Origin of the sequence: Thauera sp., assembly GCF_035444905.1 — a bacterium.
Lineage (GTDB): Bacteria > Pseudomonadota > Gammaproteobacteria > Burkholderiales > Rhodocyclaceae > Thauera.
This window is the reverse complement of record NZ_DAOMPS010000012.1, coordinates 30,096-51,677: the sequence shown is the minus strand read 5'-3', so window position 1 is coordinate 51,677 and position 21,582 is coordinate 30,096. Positions and strand designations below refer to the sequence as shown.

17 protein-coding genes are annotated in these 21,582 nt (G+C 67.2%); 4 read left to right on the top strand and 13 right to left on the bottom strand.

What is annotated here, in order from left to right; genetic code table 11:
* Positions 1-43: 43 nt before the first annotated feature.
* The 5 genes from PLC66_RS07815 to PLC66_RS07795 form a co-directional block, all read right to left on the bottom strand.
* On the bottom strand, positions 44-1,069 hold the full coding sequence (locus PLC66_RS07815) for a substrate-binding domain-containing protein (protein ID WP_324539083.1): 1,026 nt from the start codon (positions 1,067-1,069) through the stop codon (positions 44-46).
* A 274-nt stretch (positions 1,070-1,343) separates the two neighbouring features.
* Positions 1,344-2,696: a phosphoglucosamine mutase gene (glmM, locus tag PLC66_RS07810; RefSeq protein WP_324539081.1), complete on the bottom strand. Its 1,353-nt coding sequence runs from the start codon at positions 2,694-2,696 to the stop codon at positions 1,344-1,346.
* 30 nt (positions 2,697-2,726) lie between these two features.
* Complete coding sequence (folP, locus tag PLC66_RS07805; protein ID WP_324539079.1) at positions 2,727-3,557, bottom strand: dihydropteroate synthase; 831 nt, start codon at positions 3,555-3,557, stop codon at positions 2,727-2,729.
* 120 nt (positions 3,558-3,677) lie between these two features.
* The gene (gene ftsH, locus PLC66_RS07800; RefSeq protein WP_324539077.1) at positions 3,678-5,570 is read right to left on the bottom strand and encodes an ATP-dependent zinc metalloprotease FtsH; all 1,893 of its coding nucleotides are present in this window, start codon (positions 5,568-5,570) and stop codon (positions 3,678-3,680) included.
* Positions 5,571-5,693: 123 nt separating this feature from the next.
* A complete protein-coding gene (locus tag PLC66_RS07795) occupies positions 5,694-6,317 on the bottom strand; it encodes an RlmE family RNA methyltransferase (protein ID WP_324539075.1) in 624 nt (207 codons plus the stop codon).
* A gap of 88 nt (positions 6,318-6,405) precedes the next feature.
* Here PLC66_RS07795 and yhbY point away from each other — a divergent pair, with 88 nt between their 5' ends.
* Positions 6,406-6,867 (top strand): ribosome assembly RNA-binding protein YhbY, encoded by a 462-nt coding sequence (gene yhbY / locus PLC66_RS07790; RefSeq protein ID WP_324539073.1) that lies wholly within the window; start codon positions 6,406-6,408, stop codon positions 6,865-6,867.
* An 89-nt stretch (positions 6,868-6,956) separates the two neighbouring features.
* Here the strand turns inward: yhbY and greA are convergent, their stop codons facing one another.
* The 6 genes from greA to PLC66_RS07760 form a co-directional block, all read right to left on the bottom strand.
* Positions 6,957-7,433, bottom strand: coding sequence for a transcription elongation factor GreA (greA, locus tag PLC66_RS07785; protein WP_324539071.1), 477 nt, complete (start codon positions 7,431-7,433; stop codon positions 6,957-6,959).
* Positions 7,430-10,660, bottom strand: a complete 3,231-nt coding sequence (gene carB / locus PLC66_RS07780) for a carbamoyl-phosphate synthase large subunit (RefSeq protein WP_324539069.1) — start codon at positions 10,658-10,660, stop codon at positions 7,430-7,432. The genes greA and carB overlap by 4 nt, the downstream gene beginning before the upstream one ends.
* Before the next feature lie 103 nt (positions 10,661-10,763).
* Entirely contained in the window at positions 10,764-11,906 is a 1,143-nt protein-coding gene (carA, locus tag PLC66_RS07775) for a glutamine-hydrolyzing carbamoyl-phosphate synthase small subunit (protein ID WP_324539067.1), read from the bottom strand.
* A gap of 207 nt (positions 11,907-12,113) precedes the next feature.
* Positions 12,114-14,579 carry a response regulator gene (locus PLC66_RS07770; protein ID WP_324539066.1) on the bottom strand — a complete coding sequence of 822 codons (2,466 nt, stop codon included), beginning with the start codon at positions 14,577-14,579 and terminating at the stop codon, positions 12,114-12,116.
* 2 nt (positions 14,580-14,581) lie between these two features.
* Positions 14,582-15,388, bottom strand: a complete 807-nt coding sequence (gene dapB, locus PLC66_RS07765; RefSeq protein WP_324539064.1) for a 4-hydroxy-tetrahydrodipicolinate reductase — start codon at positions 15,386-15,388, stop codon at positions 14,582-14,584.
* 79 nt (positions 15,389-15,467) lie between these two features.
* A complete protein-coding gene (locus PLC66_RS07760; protein WP_324539062.1) occupies positions 15,468-15,881 on the bottom strand; it encodes an outer membrane protein assembly factor BamE in 414 nt (137 codons plus the stop codon).
* A gap of 167 nt (positions 15,882-16,048) precedes the next feature.
* On the opposite strand from PLC66_RS07760, the gene fur reads away from it, so the two are divergent.
* On the top strand, positions 16,049-16,495 hold the full coding sequence (gene fur / locus PLC66_RS07755; RefSeq protein WP_324539060.1) for a ferric iron uptake transcriptional regulator: 447 nt from the start codon (positions 16,049-16,051) through the stop codon (positions 16,493-16,495).
* 36 nt (positions 16,496-16,531) lie between these two features.
* Here the strand turns inward: fur and recN are convergent, their stop codons facing one another.
* Together recN and PLC66_RS07745 are read right to left on the bottom strand one after the other, a co-directional pair.
* Positions 16,532-18,187, bottom strand: coding sequence for a DNA repair protein RecN (gene recN, locus PLC66_RS07750; protein WP_324539058.1), 1,656 nt, complete (start codon positions 18,185-18,187; stop codon positions 16,532-16,534).
* A 123-nt stretch (positions 18,188-18,310) separates the two neighbouring features.
* Positions 18,311-19,192 (bottom strand): NAD kinase, encoded by an 882-nt coding sequence (locus tag PLC66_RS07745; protein ID WP_324539056.1) that lies wholly within the window; start codon positions 19,190-19,192, stop codon positions 18,311-18,313.
* Positions 19,193-19,346: 154 nt separating this feature from the next.
* On the opposite strand from PLC66_RS07745, the gene hrcA reads away from it, so the two are divergent.
* Both hrcA and hemH read left to right on the top strand, forming a co-directional pair.
* Entirely contained in the window at positions 19,347-20,375 is a 1,029-nt protein-coding gene (gene hrcA / locus PLC66_RS07740; protein ID WP_324539054.1) for a heat-inducible transcriptional repressor HrcA, read from the top strand.
* A gap of 61 nt (positions 20,376-20,436) precedes the next feature.
* Positions 20,437-21,534, top strand: coding sequence for a ferrochelatase (gene hemH, locus PLC66_RS07735; protein ID WP_324539052.1), 1,098 nt, complete (start codon positions 20,437-20,439; stop codon positions 21,532-21,534).
* The last annotated feature ends 48 nt before the right edge of the window (positions 21,535-21,582 follow it).

The following is a 21,582-nucleotide window of genomic DNA, read 5'->3' as shown; positions in this document are numbered from 1 at the left end:
GTTCGGGGGCGCCACTGACAATCAGCGCCACCCCCGGGGCACATCACTGGACGACTTTCTCGGCACGCACGTCGGCGATGATGCGGGCCCGCTCTTCGTCGGCGAGCGGAATCAGCCCGGCACTCTCGAGCGCGCTGCCCGAGCCCGACATCTGCTCGCTGAGGAAGAACTCGGCGTACTCCTTGATGCCCGGCACCACGCCAAGGTGTTCACCCTTGATGTAGAAGAAAAGCGGGCGCGAGACCGGATACTCGCCCGAGGCGATCGTTTCCAGGCTCGGCGTGACGCCATTGACCGTCGCCACCTTCAGGCGGTCGCGGTTCTGGTCGTAGAAGGACAGACCGAACACGCCAACCGCGTCGGCCTGGGCCTGCAGGCGGGCCAGGGTCTCGGTGTAGTCGCCGGCGATCTCGATGATGCGGCCATCCTGGCGCAGGCTGTTGCAGAAGCTCTTCTGCGCGTCCTTGTCGAGCGCCTTGACCTCGGCGAGCGACTCGCAACCCGGGTGCGTCACCTTCTCCTCGAACACCTCACGCGTGCCGTGGTTGGAGGCCGGGATCACGAGCACGATTTCCTGGTCGGGCAGCGCGCTGTCGATCTGTGACCAGCGGGTGTTGGGGTTGGCGACCATCTTGCCATCGACCGGCACCTGGGCGGCGGCGGCCAGGAAGACCTGCTGCGGCGTCAGCGCGAAGCTGCCCTTGTCGGCGCGCGAGGCGAACACGATGCCGTCGTAGCCGAACTGCACCTCGATGATCTTGGCGACACCGGCTTTCTGGCAGCTCTCGACCTCCGCGGGGCGGATCGGACGCGAGGAGTTGGCGATGTCGATGGTGTTCACACCGACACCCTGGCAGAACTGGCGCAGGCCGCCACCCGAACCACCGGAGCCGACCACCGGGGTCTTGAACTGCGGGAAAGCGCCGCCGAACTCTTCGGCCACGATGCTGGCGAACGGCAGGACGGTCGACGAACCTGCGATCTGCAGGTTGTCGCGCGCCATGGCCGGCGCGGCGACCGAGGCAGCCATGGCCACGACGGCAGTTGCGATCAGGCTCTTCTTGAACATGTACAGGCTCTCCAGTTTCGTGAATTCATCTTGCCCCGGGGGGCGGGTGCCCCCGTCGTGCGGGAACGGAGTGGATTATCGGGATCCAAGATGACAGTTCTGTTAAACGTCACGAAACAATCGCAGAGGCAGCATGCCGGGCACTTCCGCATGGCATGAGGCCAGCGTCAACAGGAACAAGACGTCCCTATGAAACAAGGGCTTGTCACACAAAGCGACAAGCCCCTGTTGGTTTGCGCCGCATACTGCGGTGCAAGAAGCACTGGATGCAGGATCAGCCGATGGCGTGCTCCACCGCCGACGCGATCGATTTGGCCAAGCGCTCGACCTGCGCCCCGTCGCGTCCTTCGACCATCACCCGCAACAGGGGCTCGGTGCCCGAGGGCCGCAGCAGCACGCGGCCGCTGTCACCGAGTTCGCGCTCGGCGTCGTCGCGCGCACGAGCGATGGTAGCGTCGGCCTGCCAGTCGAAACCGGCGGCCATGCGCACGTTGATGAGACGTTGCGGGTAGAAGACGAGATCGGCGCAGGCCTCGGCAAGACTTTCGCCACGCTGCTTGAGGGCGGCCAGCACCTGCAGCGCCGACACGATGCCATCGCCGGTCGTGTGACGATCCAGGCAGATGATGTGGCCGGAGTTCTCCCCGCCCAGCTTCCAGCCCCGCTCGTGCAGCAGCTCGAGCACATAGCGGTCACCGACCTTGGCACGCGCAAAGGGCGCCCCCAGGCGGCCGATGGCATGCTCGAAGCCCAGGTTACTCATCAGGGTGCCGACCACGCCCTCGAGCCGACCTTCGGCATGGCGCGCGCGCGAGACCACATAGAGCAACTTGTCGCCGTCGTAGATCTCGCCCTGGCGGTCGACCATCATCAGACGGTCGGCGTCGCCATCGAGCGCGATGCCGAGATCCGCGGCCTGCGCAAGAACGGCCGTCTTGAGGTGTTCGGGGCGGGTCGCACCGACGCCGTCGTTGATGTTGAGGCCGTTGGGCTCGACCCCCACGGGCAACACTTCGGCACCGAGTTCGTGCAGGACCTTGGGCGCAATGTGGTAGGCCGCGCCATGGGCGCAGTCCACCGCGATCCGCAGGCCGCGCAGGTCGAGCTCGTTCGGAAAGGTGCTCTTGCAGAACTCGATGTAACGCCCGGCCGCGTCCGCGACGCGACGCGCCTTGCCAAGCCGCGCCGAATCCACACAGCCCATGGGCTCGTCGAGCCTGGCCTCGATCTCGGCTTCGACCGCGTCGGGCAGCTTCGCCCCCCCAGCCGAGAAGAACTTGATGCCGTTGTCGTAGAAGGGATTGTGCGAGGCCGAAATCACCACGCCCGCCTGCAGGCGCAGCGCCCGCGTCAGGTAGGCCACCGCGGGAGTCGGAATCGGGCCCGCCAGCATCACGTCGACGCCCGCCGCGGCAAAACCCGCCTCCAGCGCCGCCTCGAGCATGTAGCCCGAGATGCGGGTGTCCTTGCCGATCAGTACCGCCGGGTGTTCGCCGGCCGGCAGCTTCTCGCGCGCCACCAGGGTCAGGCCGGCCGCGTAGCCCAGCCGCATGACGAATTCCGGCGTGATGGGGGCTTCGCCGACCCTGCCGCGCACACCGTCCGTCCCAAAATATTTACGCCCCATCAGCACACCCGCCGCAGTCGAAAACCCGGATTATGACAGCGTTGAAACCGCCTGCCACACCTTGAGCGCATCGATGGTCGGCGCCACGTCGTGCACCCGCACGATGGCCGCGCCGCGCTGCACCGCGATCAGCGCAGCGGCAATGCTGGCCGGCATGCGCGCATCGACCTCTCGTCCGGTGACCGCGCCGAGCATGGACTTGCGCGACATGCCCGCCAGCACGGCCAGCCCCCCTTCGCCGAAGCGCGCGAGCTCGCGCAGCAGCGTGAAGTTATGCACCGTGCGCTTGCCGAAGCCGAAGCCGGGGTCGAGCACGATGCGCTCGCGCGCCACACCGGCCGCCTGCAGTGCCGCCACCCGTTCATCGAGGAAGGCGGACACCTCGGCCACCACGTCGTCGTAGCGCGGGTCGGCCTGCATCGTCCGCGGCTCGCCCTGCATGTGCATCACGCACAGCCCGGCGGCGCTGGCGGCAACCGCCTCGACTGCGCCCGGCGCGCGAAAGGCGTTGATGTCGTTGATCATGTCCGCCCCCGCTGCCAGCGCCGCACGCATCACCGCCGGCTTCAGGGTGTCGATCGACAGCGGCACCTGCCAGTCGCGCGCGCGCTCGACGAAGCGCACGACGCGCTCGAGTTCCTGCGCCTCGGGCACCGGGTCCGAGCCGGGGCGGGACGACTCCGCGCCGATGTCGAGCATGTCCGCGCCTTCTTCCAGCGCGCGCTCGGCGCGCACCAGCGCGGCCGACACGTCGCCGTGAAGGCCGTCACCGGAGAAGGAGTCGTCGGTCAGATTGATGATCGCCATCACCTTGGGCTGGCTCAGGTCGATCTGGAAACGGCCGCAGTGCAGAAGGGTCATGAGGGGCTCACGAGCGAATGAAAATGAGAGAGGAGGTTCAGCCAAGGGGGACGCAGGCAAGGAAAATGGGCCGGATCAACCGGCCCATTTTCGGGGAACTCCGCGTTGCCGCGACAGGCTTCAGGCAGCGGGTGCCGGCGCGTTGGGCTCGGCACCCGGCGACTCGTCCTTCGGACGCGGCGTCGGCGTGGCGACCGGCTTGGGCGGGCGCGGCGGCCGGCCGGCCATGATGTCGTTCACCTGGTCGGCGTCGATGGTTTCCCATTCCAGCAGCGCCTTGGTCATGGCTTCGACCTTGTCGCTGTTTTCCTCGATCAGGCGACGGGCGAGCGAATACTGCTGGTCGATGATGCGCCGGATCTCGGCATCGACCTTCTGCATCGTGGCTTCGGACACGTTACGGTGCGTGGTGACCTGGCGGCCGAGGAAAATCTCGCCCTCCTCTTCGCCATACACCATCGGCCCGAGCGTGTCGGACATGCCCCACTGCGTGACCATGCGACGCGCAAGATCGGTGGCGCGCGCAAAGTCGTTCGAGGCACCCGTGGTCATCTGCTTCATGAAGATTTCTTCGGCGATGCGGCCACCAAACAGCACCGCAATCGTCTGCGACAAGCGTTCGCGATCCTGGCTGTAGCGATCTTCGGTCGGCAACTGCATGGTCACGCCGAGCGCGCGGCCGCGCGGGATGATGGTGACCTTGTGCACCGGGTCAGTCTTGTCGAGCAGTCGCGCGACCACCGCATGACCCGACTCATGGTAAGCGGTGTTGCGGCGCTCTTCCTCCGGCATGACCACGGAGCGGCGCTCGGCGCCCATCATGATCTTGTCCTTGGCGCGCTCGAAGTCCTCCATGTCCACCAGGCGCTTGTTGCTGCGCGCGGCAAAGAGCGCAGCCTCATTCACCAGGTTGGCCAGGTCGGCACCGGCAAAACCGGGCGTGCCACGCGCCAGAACCTGCGGATCGACGTCGGGCGCGATCGGCACCTTGCGCATATGCACCTTCAGGATCTGCTCGCGGCCACGAATGTCGGGCAGCGCCACCACCACCTGGCGGTCGAAGCGACCGGGGCGCAGCAGCGCCGGATCGAGCACGTCGGGGCGGTTGGTGGCGGCGATCACGATCACACCGGCCTGGCCTTCGAAACCGTCCATCTCGACCAGCAACTGGTTGAGGGTCTGCTCGCGCTCGTCGTTGCCGCCGCCCATGCCGGCGCCACGCTGGCGACCAACCGCATCGATTTCGTCGATGAAGATGATGCAGGGCGCATGCTTCTTGGCCTGTTCGAACATGTCGCGGACGCGCGCCGCGCCCACGCCGACGAACATCTCGACGAAGTCCGAGCCGGAGATCGAGAAGAAGGGCACCTTCGCCTCGCCCGCGATTGCCTTGGCGAGCAGGGTCTTGCCGGTGCCGGGCGAGCCCACCATCAGCACGCCCTTCGGGATGCGGCCGCCCAGCTTCTGGAACTTGGAGGGATCGCGCAGGAACTCGACCAGTTCGAAGACCTCTTCCTTCGCCTCGTCACACCCGGCCACGTCGGCAAAGGTGACCGAGTTGGCCGATTCGTCCAGCATGCGCGCCTTGCTCTTGCCGAACGAGAACGCACCGCCCTTGCCCCCACCCTGCATCTGGCGCATGAAGAAGATCCAGACGCCGATCAACAGCAGCATCGGGAACCACGACACGAAGATGCTGGCGAGGAAGGACTGCTCCTCGTCGGGCTTGGTCGCATTGACCTGGACGCCGTAGCGCATCAGGTCGGAGACCATCCAGATGTCCTGCACGCCCGGGGTGTATACGGTGATCGTGCGCCCCTCCTGGGTCGTGGCCTTGAGCATGCGCCCGTCGATGGTCGCACGCGTGATCCGCCCCGCCCTCGCCTCTTCCAGGAATTGCGAGTATTCCATGGTGTTCGGCGGTGTCTGCCGGGCGTTGAACTGGTTGAATACGGTCATCAGCACGACGCCGATCACCATCCAGATCGCGAGATTCTTGAAGAGATTGTTCAACTTTCTATTCCCCGAAAGCCTGTTCGGCCATGTACGCGACAGACCGATTCTAGAGGTGAACGTTCCCACCGGCAAACCAATGGGCGCCATTGGCACAGGCAATGCCCATTGCCGATCGCCGGCTCAGGCCTGACGTGGCCCCTTGCCAAGCAGATAGACCTCGGCGCTGCGATCGCGGGAGGCCTTGGGCTTGCGCACGTGGACCGCGCTGAACGCGGCCTCCATCTGCTTGCGGAATTCCATGAAGCCCTCGCCCTGGAACACCTTGACGACGAACTGGCCGCCCGGTTTCAGGTGACGGACGGCGAAATCGAGCGCGAGTTCGCACAAGTGGATGGATCGTGCCTGGTCGACCGTCGCCACCCCCGACAGGTTCGGCGCCATGTCGGACAGGACCACATCGACCCGCGCGCCCTCGAGCCGGGTCTCGAGCTCGTCCAGCACCGCGTCCTCGGTGAAGTCGCCGAGCAGGAAGTCGACGCCGGCAACCGGCTCCATGGGCAGCAGATCGAGGGCGAAGATGCGCGCCTTCGGGCCACAACGCCGCACCGCGACCTGGCACCACGAGCCCGGGGCCGCACCAAGGTCGACGATGAGCGCGCCCGACTTGAGCAGGTGGTCGCGCTCATCGATCTCGAGCAGCTTGTAAGCCGCGCGCGCGCGGTAACCCTCGGCCTGGGCGCGCTGCACGTAGGGGTCATTCACATGATCGTGCACCCAGGCACGGCTGGTCTTGTTCTTCTTCATCGCAATGTCCGCCCTTTCCTTGCGGCCGCGAGGCCTGCTCTCGGAGTAGAATCCGGGTCCCTAGGCTTCAAGCACCCAGAGAATTTCAATGATCGAGCTCACCCCGGCACAGCGCCGCGACCTGCGCGCCCGCGCCCATCACCTCAACCCGGTGGTCACCATCGCCGGCAACGGTCTCACCCCCGGCGTGGTCGCCGAGATCGAGCGCGCGCTGCAGGCCCACGAACTCATCAAGGTCAAGGTTCAGGGCGCCGAACGTGAGCAGCGCGACGCCCTGATGCAGGAGCTGTGCGCCTCCCTGCAGGCCGAGCCGGTGCAGCACATCGGCAGCATCCTCATCGTCTGGCGCGCGCGTCGGGAGGAGGACAAGCCCGCCGCCACGGTCGAAAAGAAAGCCGTCCGCAGCTCCACCGCCAAATCGGCCGCCGCCTTCGCCGCTGCTGCCCGTCGCGCCGCACTCGCCAAGGCCAGCGCCGGCCCGCGCCGCTCTCCCGCGCGCACCCCTGCGCCTCGTGGCCGCACACCCGGGGGCGGCTCGCGCGGGCGCTGAACCCCGGCCGCCCTTGCCAGGGCGGCATCCGGAAAGCACGAGGCGGTGCAGCGCACCGCCTTTTTTCATGCCCTGAGCGCGCGCTGGGCTCAGACGTAGCGCACGTCGATGATCTCGAACTCGCGCACGCCACCCGGCGCCTGCACTTCGGCGACATCACCGGCGTACTTGCCGATGAGGCCACGCGCGATCGGCGAACTGATCGAGATCTTGTTGTCCTTGATGTCGGCCTCGTCGTCACCGACGATCTGATAGGTCACGACCTGGCCCGAGTCCATGTCCTCGAGCTCGACCGTGGCACCGAACACGCAACGGCCGTCGGCGTCGAGCAGCTTGGGGTCGATGATCTGGGCGTTCGCCAGCTTGGACTCGACCTCCATGATGCGGCCTTCGATGAAGCCCTGACGGTCCTTCGCGGCCTCGTACTCGGCGTTCTCGGACAGGTCGCCGTGCGAACGTGCCTCGGCGATGGCCGCGATCACGTTCGGGCGTTCGACCGTCTTCAGGCGATGGAGCTCGGCGCGCAGCTTCTCTGCGCCGGCAACGGTAAGCGGGGTCTTGTTCATGCTTGCTGATTCAGTTCTTGGTGCAGGCCCTGCACGGAATAGACCTCGAGCCCGCCCGCCAGATGACGCATGCCCATGCACGCGGCGCGCGCGCCCTCGATGGTGGTGAAGATCGACAGCTTGGCGGCGAGCGCGCTGGTGCGGATCGAACGCGAGTCGGTGATCGCCTGGCGCTTCTCCTCGACCGTGTTGATGACCATGACGAGTTCCTCGTTCTTGATCATGTCGACGATGTGCGGGCGGCCTTCGTTCACCTTGTTGACCACGGCGACCGGAATGCCGGCGGCCTCGATCACCGAGGCGGTGCCACGGGTCGCGACCAAGGTGAAACCGAGGTCGTGGAGTTCGCGCGCGACCTCGACGGCGACCGGACGATCGCTCGGCTTGACGCTGATGAAGACCGTGCCCGAGGTCGGCAGCTTGACGCCGGCGCCGATCTGGCTCTTGACGAAGGCCTCGGCAAAGCTGCGACCCACGCCCATCACCTCACCCGTGGACTTCATCTCCGGGCCGAGGATGGTGTCGACACCCGGGAACTTCACGAACGGGAACACCGCCTCCTTGACCGAGTAGTAGGGCGGCACGATCTCGCCGGTGACGCCCTGGCTGGCCAGGCTCTGGCCCGCCATGCAGCGCGCCGCGACCTTGGCCAGCGGCAGCGAGCAGGCCTTGGAGACGAAGGGCACGGTCCGCGAGGCGCGCGGGTTCACCTCGAGCACGTAGACGACCGCGTTGTCGCCCTCGCCCTGGATCGCGAACTGCACGTTCATCAGGCCGACCACGTTGAGGGCACGGGCCATGGCCTCGGTCTGGCGGCGCAGCTCGTCCTGCAGCGCGGCCGACAGCGTATAGGGCGGCAGCGAGCAGGCGGAGTCGCCCGAGTGCACGCCGGCCTGTTCGATATGCTCCATGATGCCGCCGATCATCACCTGCTTGCCGTCGGACAGTGCGTCGACGTCGACCTCGGTGGCATCGTTGAGGAAGCGGTCGAGCAGCACCGGCGACTCGTTGGAGACCTTGACCGCCTCGCGCATGTAGCGCTCGAGGTCCTTCTGCTCATGCACGATCTCCATCGCACGGCCGCCCAGCACGTAGGACGGGCGCACCACCAGCGGGTAGCCGATCTCGGCCGCCAGGCGCACGGCCTCTTCCGGCGTGCGCGCGGTGCGGTTGGGCGGCTGGCGCAGACCGAGGTCGTTGAGCAGCTTCTGGAAGCGCTCGCGGTCCTCGGCGGCGTCGATCATGTCGGGGCTGGTGCCGATGATGGGCACGCCGTTGTCGGCCAGCGCCTGGGCGCGCTTGAGCGGGGTCTGGCCGCCGAACTGGACGATCACGCCGACCGGCTTCTCGATGTGCACGATCTCGAGCAGGTCCTCGAGCGTGATCGGCTCGAAGTACAGGCGGTCCGAGGTGTCGTAGTCGGTCGACACGGTCTCGGGGTTGCAGTTGACCATGATCGTCTCGTAGCCGTCTTCGCGCAGGGCGAGTGCGGCGTGGACGCAGCAGTAATCGAACTCGATGCCCTGGCCGATTCGGTTGGGACCGCCGCCGAGCACCATGATCTTCTTCTTGTCTGTCGGACGGGCCTCGCACTCCTCCTCGTAGGACGAATACATGTAGGCGGTGGAAGTGGCGAACTCGGCCGCGCAGGTGTCCACGCGCTTGAACACCGGGCGCACGCCGAGCGCATGGCGATGCAGGCGTACCGCGGTCTCGTCGGCATTGAGCAGCTTGGCCAGACGCCGGTCGGAGAATCCCTTCCTCTTGAGCTCGCGCAGTTCGGGCGCCTGCAGCGCCTTCAGCGAGCGGCCGGCGAGCGCCTTCTCGGACAGCACGATGTCCTCGATCTGGGCGAGGAACCAGGGATCGATCTTGCTCAGGTTATGCACCTGCTCGAGCGTCATGCCTTCGCGGAAGGCCTGGCCGACGTACCAGATGCGCTGCGGGCCGGCACTCGACAGTTCGTGCTCGAGATCGGCACTGTCGGCTTCGATCTCGTCCAGGCCGTAGGCGCCCACTTCCAGGCCGCGCAGGGCTTTCTGGAAGGACTCCTGGAAGCTGCGACCCATGGCCATGACCTCGCCCACCGACTTCATCTGGGTGGTGAGGCGGTCGTTGGCCTGCGGGAACTTCTCGAAGGCGAAGCGCGGGATCTTGGTGACGACGTAGTCGATCGAGGGCTCGAAGGAGGCCGGCGTGGCACCGCCGGTGATGTCGTTCTTGAGCTCGTCGAGCGTGTAGCCCACCGCCAGCTTGGCCGCGACCTTGGCGATCGGGAAGCCGGTGGCCTTGGACGCCAGCGCCGACGAACGCGACACACGCGGGTTCATCTCGATGACGATCATGCGACCGTCTTGGGGGTTGATGGCGAACTGCACGTTCGAACCCCCGGTATCCACCCCGATCTCGCGCAGTACCGCGATCGAGGCGTTGCGCATGATCTGGTATTCCTTGTCGGTGAGCGTCTGCGAGGGCGCGACGGTGATCGAGTCGCCGGTGTGCACGCCCATCGGGTCGAGGTTCTCGATCGAGCACACGATGATGCAGTTGTCGGCGCGGTCGCGCACGACCTCCATCTCGTACTCCTTCCAGCCGAGCAGCGACTCTTCGATCAGCAGCTCGTTGGTCGGGCTGGCCTCGAGACCGCGCTTGCAGATCTCGTGGAACTCTTCCATGTTGTAGGCGATGCCGCCGCCGGTGCCGCCGAGCGTGAAGCTCGGCCGGATGATGACCGGGAAGCCGATGCCGCCCTGCACCTGCAGGGCCTCTTCCATGCTGTGGGCGATGCCCGAGCGCGCCGAGCCAAGGCCGATCTTGGTCATCGCGTCCTTGAACTTGAGGCGGTCCTCGGCCTTGTCGATGGCCTCTTCGGAGGCGCCGATCAGCTCGACCTTGTACTTGGCGAGCACGCCGTGGCGGCCGAGGTCGAGCGCGCAGTTTAGCGCCGTCTGGCCGCCCATTGTCGGCAGGATGGCGTCGGGGCGCTCCTTGTCGATGATGCGCTCGACGACCTGCCAGGTGATCGGCTCGATATAGGTGACGTCGGCCGTCTCGGGGTCGGTCATGATCGTCGCCGGGTTCGAGTTCACCAGGATGACGCGGTAGCCCTCCTCGCGCAGGGCCTTGCAGGCCTGGGCGCCGGAGTAGTCGAACTCGCAGGCCTGGCCGATGATGATCGGGCCGGCGCCGATGATCAGGATGCTCTTGATGTCTGTACGTTTCGGCATTGTCTTGCCTCGATGATTCCACGACGGCGCGCAGGCTGCGCGCGCGTCCGATACGGGAGGTGGCAGGGGTTGCGGCGGGATGCCTTCCGCCGCGTGCCGTGTGTTACTGAGCGGCGTCCATCAGACTGATGAAGCGGTCGAACAGATAGGCGACGTCGTGCGGGCCAGGGCTCGCTTCCGGGTGGCCCTGGAAGGAGAAGGCCGGCGCGTCGGTGCGCGCGATGCCCTGATTGGTGCCATCGAACAGCGACACGTGGGTGACGCGCAGGTTGGCCGGCATGGTCGAGGGGTCGACCGCGAAGCCATGGTTCTGGCTGGTGATCAGCACCTTGCCGGTGTCGAGATCCTTGACCGGGTGGTTGGCACCATGGTGGCCGGTGACCATCTTCATGGTCTTTGCACCGGAGGCCAGCGCCAGCAACTGGTGGCCCAGGCAGATGCCGAAGGTCGGCGTACCGGAGGCGACGATCTCGCGGATCGCCTCGATCGCGTAGTCGCAGGGCTCGGGGTCGCCCGGGCCGTTCGACAGGAAGACGCCATCGGGATTGAGCGCCAGCACCTCGGCCGCGGGCGTCTGTGCGGGCACCACCGTGAGGCGGCAGCCGCGCTCGGCGAGCATGCGCAGGATGTTGAACTTGACGCCGAAGTCGTAGGCGACGACGTGGAAGCGGCCCTCGCTGCGGTCGGCATAACCGCCCTCGAGCGCCCACTCGCCCTGCTTCCATTGGTAGCGTTCAGTGGCGCTGACGACCTTGGCGAGATCCATGCCGGCCAGGCCGGGAAAGCCGCGCGCCTGCGCCACGGCCGTCTCGGCATTGAGGGTTTCGCCCTCGGCGGCGGTGACGATGCAACCCGCCTGGGCGCCTTTCTCGCGCAGCACACGGGTCAGCTTGCGGGTGTCGAGCCCGGCGATGGCGACCACTTTCTCGCCCCGCAGGTAGGCATCGAGGCGCTGGCTCATGCGGAAGTTCGACGGCAGCAGGGGCAGGTCACGAATGACCAGGCCGGCCGCATGCACGCGGGTGGACTCGACGTCCTCGGCATTGACACCGGTGTTGCCGATGTGCGGATAGGTCAGCGTGACGATCTGGCGGGAATAGCTCGGGTCGGTCAGGATCTCCTGATAACCCGACATCGAGGTGTTGAACACGACCTCGCCAACCGTGCTGCCAACCGCGCCGATACCCTTGCCGTGGAAGATCGTTCCGTCGGCAAGCGCAAGAAGGGCGGACGGGTATGCACTCACGAGAAGCTCCTGGATTCAGCTTGATGATCCGGGGCGCACACGACGCGCACACCCGATATGTACAAAAAGCGGGACGGGCCTCGGGGCCGATCCCGCTTACAAACCCGCAAATTGTATATTTTCGCGAGATTGAAGGCAAACCGGCGCAGGGCCGATCGACCCACCCCCGCGCGCCGCCGACGTGTCGAACGCGGTGCGCCGCCAGGTTCAGCGCGCTTCGGCGAGTTCCGAGCGCAGCACCTGACTCAACAGGTTCAGCTCACCGATCAGCACGCGCGCCTGCGAGGTCGCCGCCTCCGGGTCGTTGGCGCGCGCCAGCTCCTCCAGCCGCTTCGCCGCCTCGACCGCACGATTTGCGGAGAACAGCCCGACCGAACCCTTCACCGCATGACCGAGTTCGCGCAAGTGCCTGAAATCCAGGCTCGCTGCGGCGTGCTGAAGCTCGCCCACGAGGCGGTCGTGGTCGCGCAGGAAGACGCTTACCAGTTGCTGCACCACGGCCTCGTCGCCCTCGAACATCGCCCGCGCCTCATCGAGGCATGCGATCTGGCGACGGTTTGCGTCGCCCAGCTCGAGCAGGCTGATGTCACTGCCCTGCTCGTCGGCCTCGCCACCGGGTTCGGACACCCGCGCAATGGCCGCGAACAAGTCGTCGGGACGGATCGGCTTGGAAACATAGTCGTCCATGCCCGCATCGAGGCAGCGCTGGCGGTCGCCTTCCATCGCGTGCGCGGTCATGGCGATGATCGGCATCGGCCGCCAGTCGCCCTGCACCACCCAGCTGTGCCTCGCCTCGCGCGCGCGGATCGCCTGGGTGGCCTCGATGCCGCCCATCACCGGCATCTGCACGTCCATCAGGATGAGATCGAAACGACCGCTGTCGAACGCCTCGAGGGCCTCCTCGCCATTATTGGCGAGCGTCACCCGATGGCCCGCACGCTCCAGGATGCGCTGCGCGACGGTCTGGTTGACCGGATTGTCCTCCACCACCAGGACATCAAGGTGTTCGGCGGCCTGAGGCTCGACCGCGCCGTCCTCGGGCAGGCGTGGGGGCTCGAGCGCGAAGCCCGCATCGTCCACGCTTTCGCCGCCGCCAGCGCCGCCGCCGCGGCGTGCGAGGCCCAGCACGTCGAGCAGGTCGTCGCGCGAGAAGGGTTTGGCGAGGCGGAACGGCAAGCCGATGTCGGCACAACGAGCGGCATCGTTGCGCTGGGAATGACTGGGCAGCATCATGATCAGCCGATCGAGCCGGGCATCCGCATCCGCGAAGCGCTGCGCCAGTGCGAAGCCCGCAGGCTCGGGCATGTCCGCATCCATCAGCAGGAAGTCGAACGGATCACTGCCATCGCGGGCCGAAACGAGCGCGGCGAGCACTGCATCGGCGCTGGTCGCGGGCTGCGGCCGCAGCGCCAACGCCTCCAGCAGCCGGCAGAGCATGGCGGCAAAGGCAGGATTGCGCGCGGCGACCAGCACGCGCGCGCCGCGCAGGTCAGACGCGTGCCGCGGCCGTGCATCGGCGACGCGCTCAAGCGGCAGCGAGAAGCGGAAGTTGCTGCCCCGTCCGGGCTGACTGTCGACCTCGATGCGACCATGCATCAGCTCCACCAGGTGACGGGTGATCGCCAGACCGAGGCCCGTTCCGCCGTACTTGCGCGTGGTCGAGGTGTCGGCCTGGGAAAAGGCACCGAAGATCGTCTCCAGCTTGTCCGGCGCAATCCCGCAGCCCGTGTCGCGCACTTCGACCTGCAGCGCCACCCCGTCCGCCGCCGCCGTGGCCCGCACGACGACCTCGATCTCGCCCTTGTCGGTGAACTTGATCGCATTGCCGATCAGGTTCATCAGGATCTGCCGCAGCCGCGTGGGGTCGCCTCTGAGCACCGCCGGCACGTCGGGAGCGATGTCGTGGAAGAGCTCGACACCCTTCTGGCTGGCCCGCAGCGCCAGCGCCCGCGCGGTCTCGGTGATGACCGACGTGATCGAGAAGTCGATCGACTCCACGTTGAGCCGACCGGCCTCGATGCGCGAGAAATCGAGGATGTCGTTGATGATGGTGAGCAGGGCTTCGGCCGATGACTTGACCGTCTGCAGGTACTCGCGCTGCTCGCCGACCAAGCCCGAATCGAGCAGCAGATCGGTCATGCCGATGATGCCGTTCATCGGCGTGCGGATCTCGTGGCTCATATTGGCGAGGAAGTCGCCCTTGGCGCGGTTCGCCGCCTCTGCCGCCTCCTTGGCTTCGAGCAGCTCAAGCTCGCGCCGCTTGCGTTCGGTGATGTCGCGATGGGTGCCTGCCACGCGCTGCCAGCGCCCATCGGCACCGCGCCCGCCGGCCTGGCCACGCACCTCGACCCAGTGCCAGCTGCCATCGCCCGCGCGCACCCGGACCTCGGCGAACAGCTCGGGCGCGTCACCGCGCAGGTGCGCGGTCAAGCACTCGCGCAAGGCCTCGCGATCCTCGTCCTGCACGAAGGACAGCCACTCGTCGGCCTGGTCCTGGTCCAGCCCCAGCGCCGCAAACAGGCCAGACCCGAACTCGAGCCTGCCACTACCCAGGTCGAGCTCCCACACGCCCGCACCGATGTTGCGTTGCACCAGTTCGAGATGCCTGCGCGCCCTGGCAAGCTCGGCCATCGCCTCCTCAGGATCGAGAGGCGGCTCCCCATTGGTCGGCATGGTCAGCGCAAGCCGAGCACGTCCTGCATGTCGAACAGTCCCTGCCTGCGTCCCGCGAGGAAGCGTGCCGCGCGCATCGCCCCCAGGGCGTAGGGCATGCGGCTGCCCGACTTGTGCGTGATCTCGATGCGCTCGCCGATGCCGGCGAACAGCACGGTGTGGTCGCCGACCACGTCGCCGCCGCGAATCGTCGAGAAGCCGATGGTCTCGGCCTTGCGCTCGCCCGTGTGCCCCTCGCGTCCGTAGATCGCGCATTCGTCGAGGCTGCGACCAAGCTCGCGCGCGACCACCTCGCCCATGCGCAAGGCGGTACCCGACGGCGCATCGACCTTGAAGCGGTGGTGGGCCTCGATCACCTCGACGTCATAGCCTTCGGCGAGAATGCGGGCGGCGACCTCGAGCAGCTTGAACACCGCATTGACCCCCACCGCCATGTTGGGCGCAAACACCACCGGGATCGCCGATGCCGCGTCGGCAATCGCTGCCTTGCCGGCGGCGTCGAAACCGGTGGTGCCGATCACCACCGCCTTGCCCAGCTCGCGCGCCAGATTCAGATGGGCAAGCGTGCCTTCGGGCCGGGTGAAGTCGATCACGCAATCGGCCTGGGCAATGGCGGCCCCCGGATCGTCGCTGATCGACACGCCCGTGTGCACCCCGGCCATCTCGCCGGCGTCGCGACCGATGAACGGTGTGCCAGGGCGATCGAAGGCCGCGCCGAGCGCGACCCCCTCTTCCCTGAGCGCGGCCTCGATCAGCATCCTGCCCATGCGGCCGGATGCCCCGGCGATGGCTACTCGAATGTCGGACATGGAACTCTATTCCTGAAATTGACGCGCCCGCCGAAATCTGGCGGGCAGAAACGAGGTGGCTTGTGCCGCCGCGGCGAGCTCAGTCTCGCCCGGCAGGGCCCGGCACCTCGACCACACGCGTGCGCGGCTGCACCTCGCCAGCGCTGGTCGCATCGGCGGCAACCTCGACATCCCCCTCGATGCGGTCGAGCACCTCATCGACGAAGAACACCGAGATCACCCGCTGCTCGGGCTGCCCGCGGCCAGGCCGATGGTGATAGACGTAATCCCAGCGGTCATCGCGGAACATGTCCACCACGAGCGGCGAGCCGAGCACGAAGCGCACCTGGTCGCGCGACATGCCGCGACGCAACTGGGACAGCATCTCCTGATCGACGTAGTTGCCCTGGCGGACATCGATGCGGTAGGGATTGACCATGCCGACGGCAGAATCGAAGGAGCAGCCGGCCAGCAGGCCGGAGGCGACGAGCGTCGCAGCGAGATAGGAACGCATGGAGGGTTTCGGGCCTGGCGCGACGGGGTCGCAGTTCTCAGAAGGGGGTAAAAAATATAACATAGGCTGTCTTTGCAAGGCGCCCGCTCGACATGAGGCTCACTGCCGGCGCCGCTCACGACGACTCATCTTCTGCTATGCCGCCCTCCTCACGTCCCCAGGCTCCCATGTCCGACAATTCGAAGAACCTGAAAAGCATCGGCCTGAAGGCGACCTATCCGCGGCTGAAGATCCTCGACCTGTTCCAGAGCTCGGATCAGCGCCACCTGACGGCCGAGGATGTCTATCGTGCCCTGATGAACGAAGGCATGGACATCGGCCTGGCCACCGTGTACCGCGTGCTGACCCAGTTCGAACAGGCGGGCCTGCTCGAGCGCCACTATTTCGAGTCGGGCAAGGCGGTGTTCGAACTCAACGAGGGCGGCCACCACGACCATCTGGTGTGCATGCAGTGCGGCAAGGTCGAGGAGTTCTTCGACGCCGAGATCGAGCGCCGGCAGAACAGGATCGCCGAAGAGCGCGGCTTTGCGATCCGTGAGCATGCGCTCTACATCTACGCCGACTGCAAGCGCGAGAACTGCCCCAACCGCGACGGCGGCCACCAAGGCGGCTGACGGGGACGCCAGCAGCGGCGGCGGCGCAAACGCCGCTCAGCGCTGGCCGAGCATCTCCGCCGCGTGCTCGCGTGTGGTCGCGGTGATGCTGACACCACCGAGCATGCGCGCAATTTCTTCCACGCGGCCTTCGCCATCGAGCACGACCACCTCGCTAATGGTCTCGCCCGCCTGCTCGCGCTTGGCGATGCGCCACTGCCAGTCGGCACAGGCGGCGACCTGCGGCAGGTGGGTCACGCACAAGACCTGACGGTCCTTGCCGAGCCGGGCCAGCAGCTTGCCGACGATCTCGGCGACGCGGCCGCCGATGCCGACATCGACCTCGTCGAAGATCAGCGTCGGCACCGCGGAATCACGACTGCTCATGACCTGGATCGCCAGCCCGATGCGTGAAAGTTCGCCCCCCGAAGCCACCTTGGCCATGCTGCGCAGTGCCTGTCCGGGGTTGGCCGCAACCCTGAACTCCACGGTTTCCACGCCGCTCGGCGCCGGCTCGCAGGGCTCGAGCGCGACATCGAAACGCCCGCCCGCCATGGCCAGCGTCTGCATGGCATCGGTGATCTCGTCGGACAAGCGCCGCGCGGCCGGTGCCCGCATTGCGCTCAGGCGCGCCGCGGCGGCATCGAAGGCTGCGCGCGCGGCGCCCTCTTCCTGCGCCAGCCGCTGCGGATCCGCGGTCGCCTCCAGGGTGGCGAGGCGCGCCGCCCACTGCTCGCGCAGTTCAGGCAATTGCTCAGGGGCGACACGGTACTTGCGCGCCATGTCCATCACCGCTGCAATCCGCTGCTCGATCTCGGCGAGGCGCTGCGGATCGAGATCCAGGCGGTCACGATAACGACGCAGCGCATGCAGCGCCTCGTCCGCCTGGATGGCTGCCGCCGACAGCAACTCACGCACGTCCGCCAGCCCGGCGTCGTAGTCGGCGAGGGCAGCCATGCGGCTGTCGAGATGGCGCAGGATCGAACACACGGCCATGTCCCCCTCGCCGAGCACGGCGAGCGTTTCGTCCGCGCCCTCGATCAGGCCGGCCGCATGCGAAAGGCGGCTGTGCTCGAGGTTGGTTTCCTCCCACTCGCCGGCCTCGAAGCCGAGTTCGTCGAGCTCGCGCAGTTGCCAGGCAAGGAGTTCGCGCTCGCGTGCCGAGCTCGCCGAATCGGCCTCGGCCTCGCGCCGCAGGCGCACAAGGCGCTGCCATTCGCGATGCAGCGCCCCCACCTCGGCCGCCAACGGAACGGCGCCCGCATAGGCGTCGAGCAAGGCGCGCTGCGCGTCGGCGCGCAACAGGGCGTGATGGGCGTGCTGTCCATGGATGTCGGCAAGCCACTCGCCTGCCGCTCGCAGTTGCGCCAGCGTCACCGTGCTGCCGTTGATCCAGGCGCGGCTGCGCCCGCCGGCGTCGATCGTGCGCCGCAGGATGACCATGCCCTCCTCCGCCGGCAGGTCCTGCTCGCGTAGCCAGGCGAGCAGGCTGCCTTCCGCGGGCAGATCGAACTCGGCCGCGACGTCGGCGCGTTCGCGCCCGGCGCGCACCATCGCCGCTTCGCCACGCCCACCCAGGGCGAGGCCGAGCGCATCGAGCAGGATCGACTTGCCGGCGCCGGTCTCGCCGGTAAGCGCACCAAAACCGGCCTGGAACTCCAGCTCGAGGCGATCGACGATGACAAAGTCGCGGATGGTGAGGCTGCGCAGCATGGTGGATTCGGCTGTTTGAAGGTTTCGACGGTTTGGAGGTGACAGCCCGTGGAGGCCGGACGAGGCAGCCGATTGACGGAGGCGGACCGCAGCGCCCATAACGTCACCGGCACGGATGTCGGATCAGTTGCGCGGCGTTGCGCTCCAGTGCAGCTTCTGGCGCAGCATGGCGAAGTAGCTGTAGCCCTCGGGGTGCAACAGGCGCAGGGAGCGCGACGAGCGCGACAGGCGCACGCAATCCCCGGCACGCAGATCGAAGCGCGTCTGGCCATCGAAATGCACGCGGGCGTCCTGCGGCGGCAGCAACTCGATGTCGATGCGGCAGGACGAAGGCAGGGTGATCGGGCGCGCCGTCAGCGCATGCGGGCACAGCGGAACGAGTGCGATGCCCCCGACGCTCGGGTGCAGGATCGGGCCATTGGCCGACAGCGCGTAGGCGGTCGAGCCGGTCGGCGTGGACACGATCATGCCGTCGGAGCGCTGGGTGTAGACGAATTCGCCATCGATCGACAGGTCGAACTCGATCATGCGCCCGAGGTCGCCCTTGTTGACCACCACGTCGTTGAGCGCCAGGGTGTGGAACACGCGCACGCCAGCGCGCAAGACCTCGGCGTCGAGCATGAAGCGCGTCTCTTCGGTGTAGCGTCCGGACAACATCTCGCCCAGGCGCTCGCAGGCGTCGGCGCGCGAGATGTCGGTGAGAAAACCAAGGCGCCCCAGATTGACGCCGACCAGCGGCACGCCGTGTTCGATCAGCCGGCGCGCGCTGTGCAGCATGCTGCCGTCGCCACCGACGATCACCGCGAGATCGGCCTCGGCGCCGATATGCTCGTAGCTGGCGACGGGAAAGTCCTGCGCACCGCCGATTGAACTCGCCGTACCCTGCTCGATCAACACCTGCAGACCGCGCTCGCGCAGGAAACGTGCAATGGTCAACACCGACTCGGCGACGTCGGGACTCTGGTATTTGCCGATCAGGGCAAGGGTGCGGAACTCGGTGCTCATGAGCGCGGATTAAACCACAATCGTGCAGCGCGCTGGCATCGCCGCGCCGTCGGTCCAAGTCCTCCGAGCCGCCCTCGCAAGCTTGCGCCGGGCAGCGCCTTGCACGCACACCCACGGCAATCCACGCCAATTCGCAGTATAGTTTGCGACTGCCATGACCTCGCTCGACGCACGCTCCCAGATCCTGCTGAAAACCCTGATCGAACGCTACATCGCGGACGGTCAGCCCGTGGGCTCACGCGCCCTGTCGCGCTACTCCGGCCTGGAGCTGTCGCCCGCGACCGTGCGCAACGTGATGAGCGACCTCGAGGAGATGGGCTTCATCGCCAGTCCGCACACCTCTGCGGGGCGGATCCCGACCGCACTGGGCTACCGTTTCTTCGTCGACTCCCTGCTTACCGTGCAACCGCTCGAGAATTCCCGGGTGCGCGCACTCGAGGGTCAGCTGCTGCCCGACCAGCCGCAGCGCCTGCTCAACTCAGCCTCGCACCTGCTGTCTGAGCTTACCCAGTTTGCCGGCATCGTCGTCGCACCGCGCAAGGATGCGGTGCGCATCCGCCAGTTCGAGTTCATAAGACTCGCCGAGACCCGCGTGCTGCTGATCATCGTCACCACCGCGGGCGATGTGCAGAACCGCATCCTCATCACCCGCCGCGCGTACACGACGGGCGAGCTGAGCGGCGCCGCGGCTTACCTCAACGAACACTTCGCCGGCCTGTCCTTCGACGAGATCCGCCACCGCCTCACCGACGAACTGCGACAGCTGCGCAGCGACATGACCGAGCTGATGACGGCCACCGTCGACGCCGGCAGCCAGGCCGCGGAGGAAAACGCAACGCGTTACGTCATCTCGGGCGAGACCAACCTGCTCGACGTCGAAGACCTGTCCTCGAACATGTCGCGGCTGCGCGAGCTGTTCAAGCTCTTCGAGCAGCGCACCGGGCTGATGCAGCTGCTCGACCTGTCCAAACGCGCCGAGGGCGTGCAGATCTTCATCGGCGGCGAGTCCGGCCTTGCCCCGCTCGATGGCTGCAGCGTGATCACCGCGCCCTACGAGGTCGATGGCCGCATCGTCGGCTCGCTTGGCGTCATCGGCCCCACGCGCATGGCCTACGACCGCGTGATCCCGATCGTCGACATCACGGCCCGCCTGCTGTCGAACGCGCTGTCCTCGAATCACTGAACATCAGCGCATGGGGCGACGGCTTGCGCCGGCCCCGGCTGCACCCCTGCAAAGGACCCCGATGCCCCGTTACTGGACCGAACCCCCGTTCAAGCATGGCACCTCGCCTCGCACCGGCGTGCTGCTGGTCAATCTCGGCACGCCCGAGGCGCCCACCGCGGCCGCCCTGCGCCCCTATCTGAAGCAGTTCCTGTCCGACCCGCGGGTGGTCGAGATTCCGCGCCTCGTGTGGTGGCCCATCCTCAACGGCATCATCCTCAACACCCGCCCCAAGGCCTCGGCAAAAAAGTACGCCAGCGTGTGGATGGACGAAGGCTCGCCGCTCAAGGTCCATACCGAGCGCCAGGCCAAGCTGCTCGCCGGCTATCTCGCCAAGGCCGGCCATGACGGGCTCGACATCGCCTACGCCATGCGCTACGGCGCCCCCTCGATCGCCGACACCCTGAATGCGATGCGCAGCCGCGGCTGCACCCGCATCCTGGTGCTGCCGCTCTATCCACAGTATTCGGCGAGCACCTCGGCCACCGTGGTCGACGAGGTCGGCCGTTGCCTCGCCCGCTGGCGCAACCAGCCCGAGATGCGCTTCGTGCGCAGCTTCCAGGACGACCCCGGCTATATCGCCGCGCTGGTGCAGAGCGTCCGCGACCACTGGAGGGTCAATGGCGAGCCCGAGCGCCTGCTGCTGAGCTTCCACGGCGTGCCGCGGCGCTCACTCGATCTGGGCGACCCCTACCACTGCGAATGCCACAAGACCGGCCGCCTGGTTGCCGAGGGACTGGGCGTCGCGCCCGAGCGGGTCATGGTCACCTTCCAGTCGCGCTTCGGCAAGGCAGAATGGCTCAAGCCCTATACCCAGCCCACGCTGGAAGCGCTCGCCGCCCAGGGCGTGGGACGGGTCGACGTGATGTGCCCCGGCTTCGTCGCGGATTGCCTCGAGACGCTGGAGGAGATTGCGATGGAGTGCAAGGAGGCCTTCCTCGAGAAAGGCGGCAAGGTCTTCCACTACATCCCCTGCCTCAACGAGCGCGACGACTGGATCCGGGCCCTGATGGCGCTCACCTGCAGCCATCTCGGCAACTGGCTCGACATCCCGCCCCTCGACGCCGCCGCCAGCGCGGCCTGCCAGGCCCGCGCGCGCGCGCTCGGCGCCAAACAGTGAGCGCGGGGCGCCCGGCTGCGGGGAATTCCCGTTCGAGCGGCAGCGCCG

Bases quoted from the DNA above. Each gene is read 5' to 3' on its own strand.
- PLC66_RS07815 (WP_324539083.1), bottom strand. From the start codon at position 1,069: ATGTTCAAGAAGAGCCTGATCGCAACTGCCGTCGTGGCCATGGCTGCC.
- glmM (WP_324539081.1), bottom strand. From the start codon at position 2,696: ATGGGGCGTAAATATTTTGGGACGGACGGTGTGCGCGGCAGGGTCGGC.
- folP (WP_324539079.1), bottom strand. From the start codon at position 3,557: ATGACCCTTCTGCACTGCGGCCGTTTCCAGATCGACCTGAGCCAGCCC.
- PLC66_RS07795 (WP_324539075.1), bottom strand. From the start codon at position 6,317: ATGAAGAAGAACAAGACCAGCCGTGCCTGGGTGCACGATCATGTGAAT.
- yhbY (WP_324539073.1), top strand. From the start codon at position 6,406: ATGATCGAGCTCACCCCGGCACAGCGCCGCGACCTGCGCGCCCGCGCC.
- greA (WP_324539071.1), bottom strand. From the start codon at position 7,433: ATGAACAAGACCCCGCTTACCGTTGCCGGCGCAGAGAAGCTGCGCGCC.
- carB (WP_324539069.1), bottom strand. From the start codon at position 10,660: ATGCCGAAACGTACAGACATCAAGAGCATCCTGATCATCGGCGCCGGC.
- PLC66_RS07770 (WP_324539066.1), bottom strand. From the start codon at position 14,579: ATGCCGACCAATGGGGAGCCGCCTCTCGATCCTGAGGAGGCGATGGCC.
- dapB (WP_324539064.1), bottom strand. From the start codon at position 15,388: ATGTCCGACATTCGAGTAGCCATCGCCGGGGCATCCGGCCGCATGGGC.
- PLC66_RS07760 (WP_324539062.1), bottom strand. From the start codon at position 15,881: ATGCGTTCCTATCTCGCTGCGACGCTCGTCGCCTCCGGCCTGCTGGCC.
- fur (WP_324539060.1), top strand. From the start codon at position 16,049: ATGTCCGACAATTCGAAGAACCTGAAAAGCATCGGCCTGAAGGCGACC.
- recN (WP_324539058.1), bottom strand. From the start codon at position 18,187: ATGCTGCGCAGCCTCACCATCCGCGACTTTGTCATCGTCGATCGCCTC.
- PLC66_RS07745 (WP_324539056.1), bottom strand. From the start codon at position 19,192: ATGAGCACCGAGTTCCGCACCCTTGCCCTGATCGGCAAATACCAGAGT.
- hrcA (WP_324539054.1), top strand. From the start codon at position 19,347: ATGACCTCGCTCGACGCACGCTCCCAGATCCTGCTGAAAACCCTGATC.
- hemH (WP_324539052.1), top strand. From the start codon at position 20,437: ATGCCCCGTTACTGGACCGAACCCCCGTTCAAGCATGGCACCTCGCCT.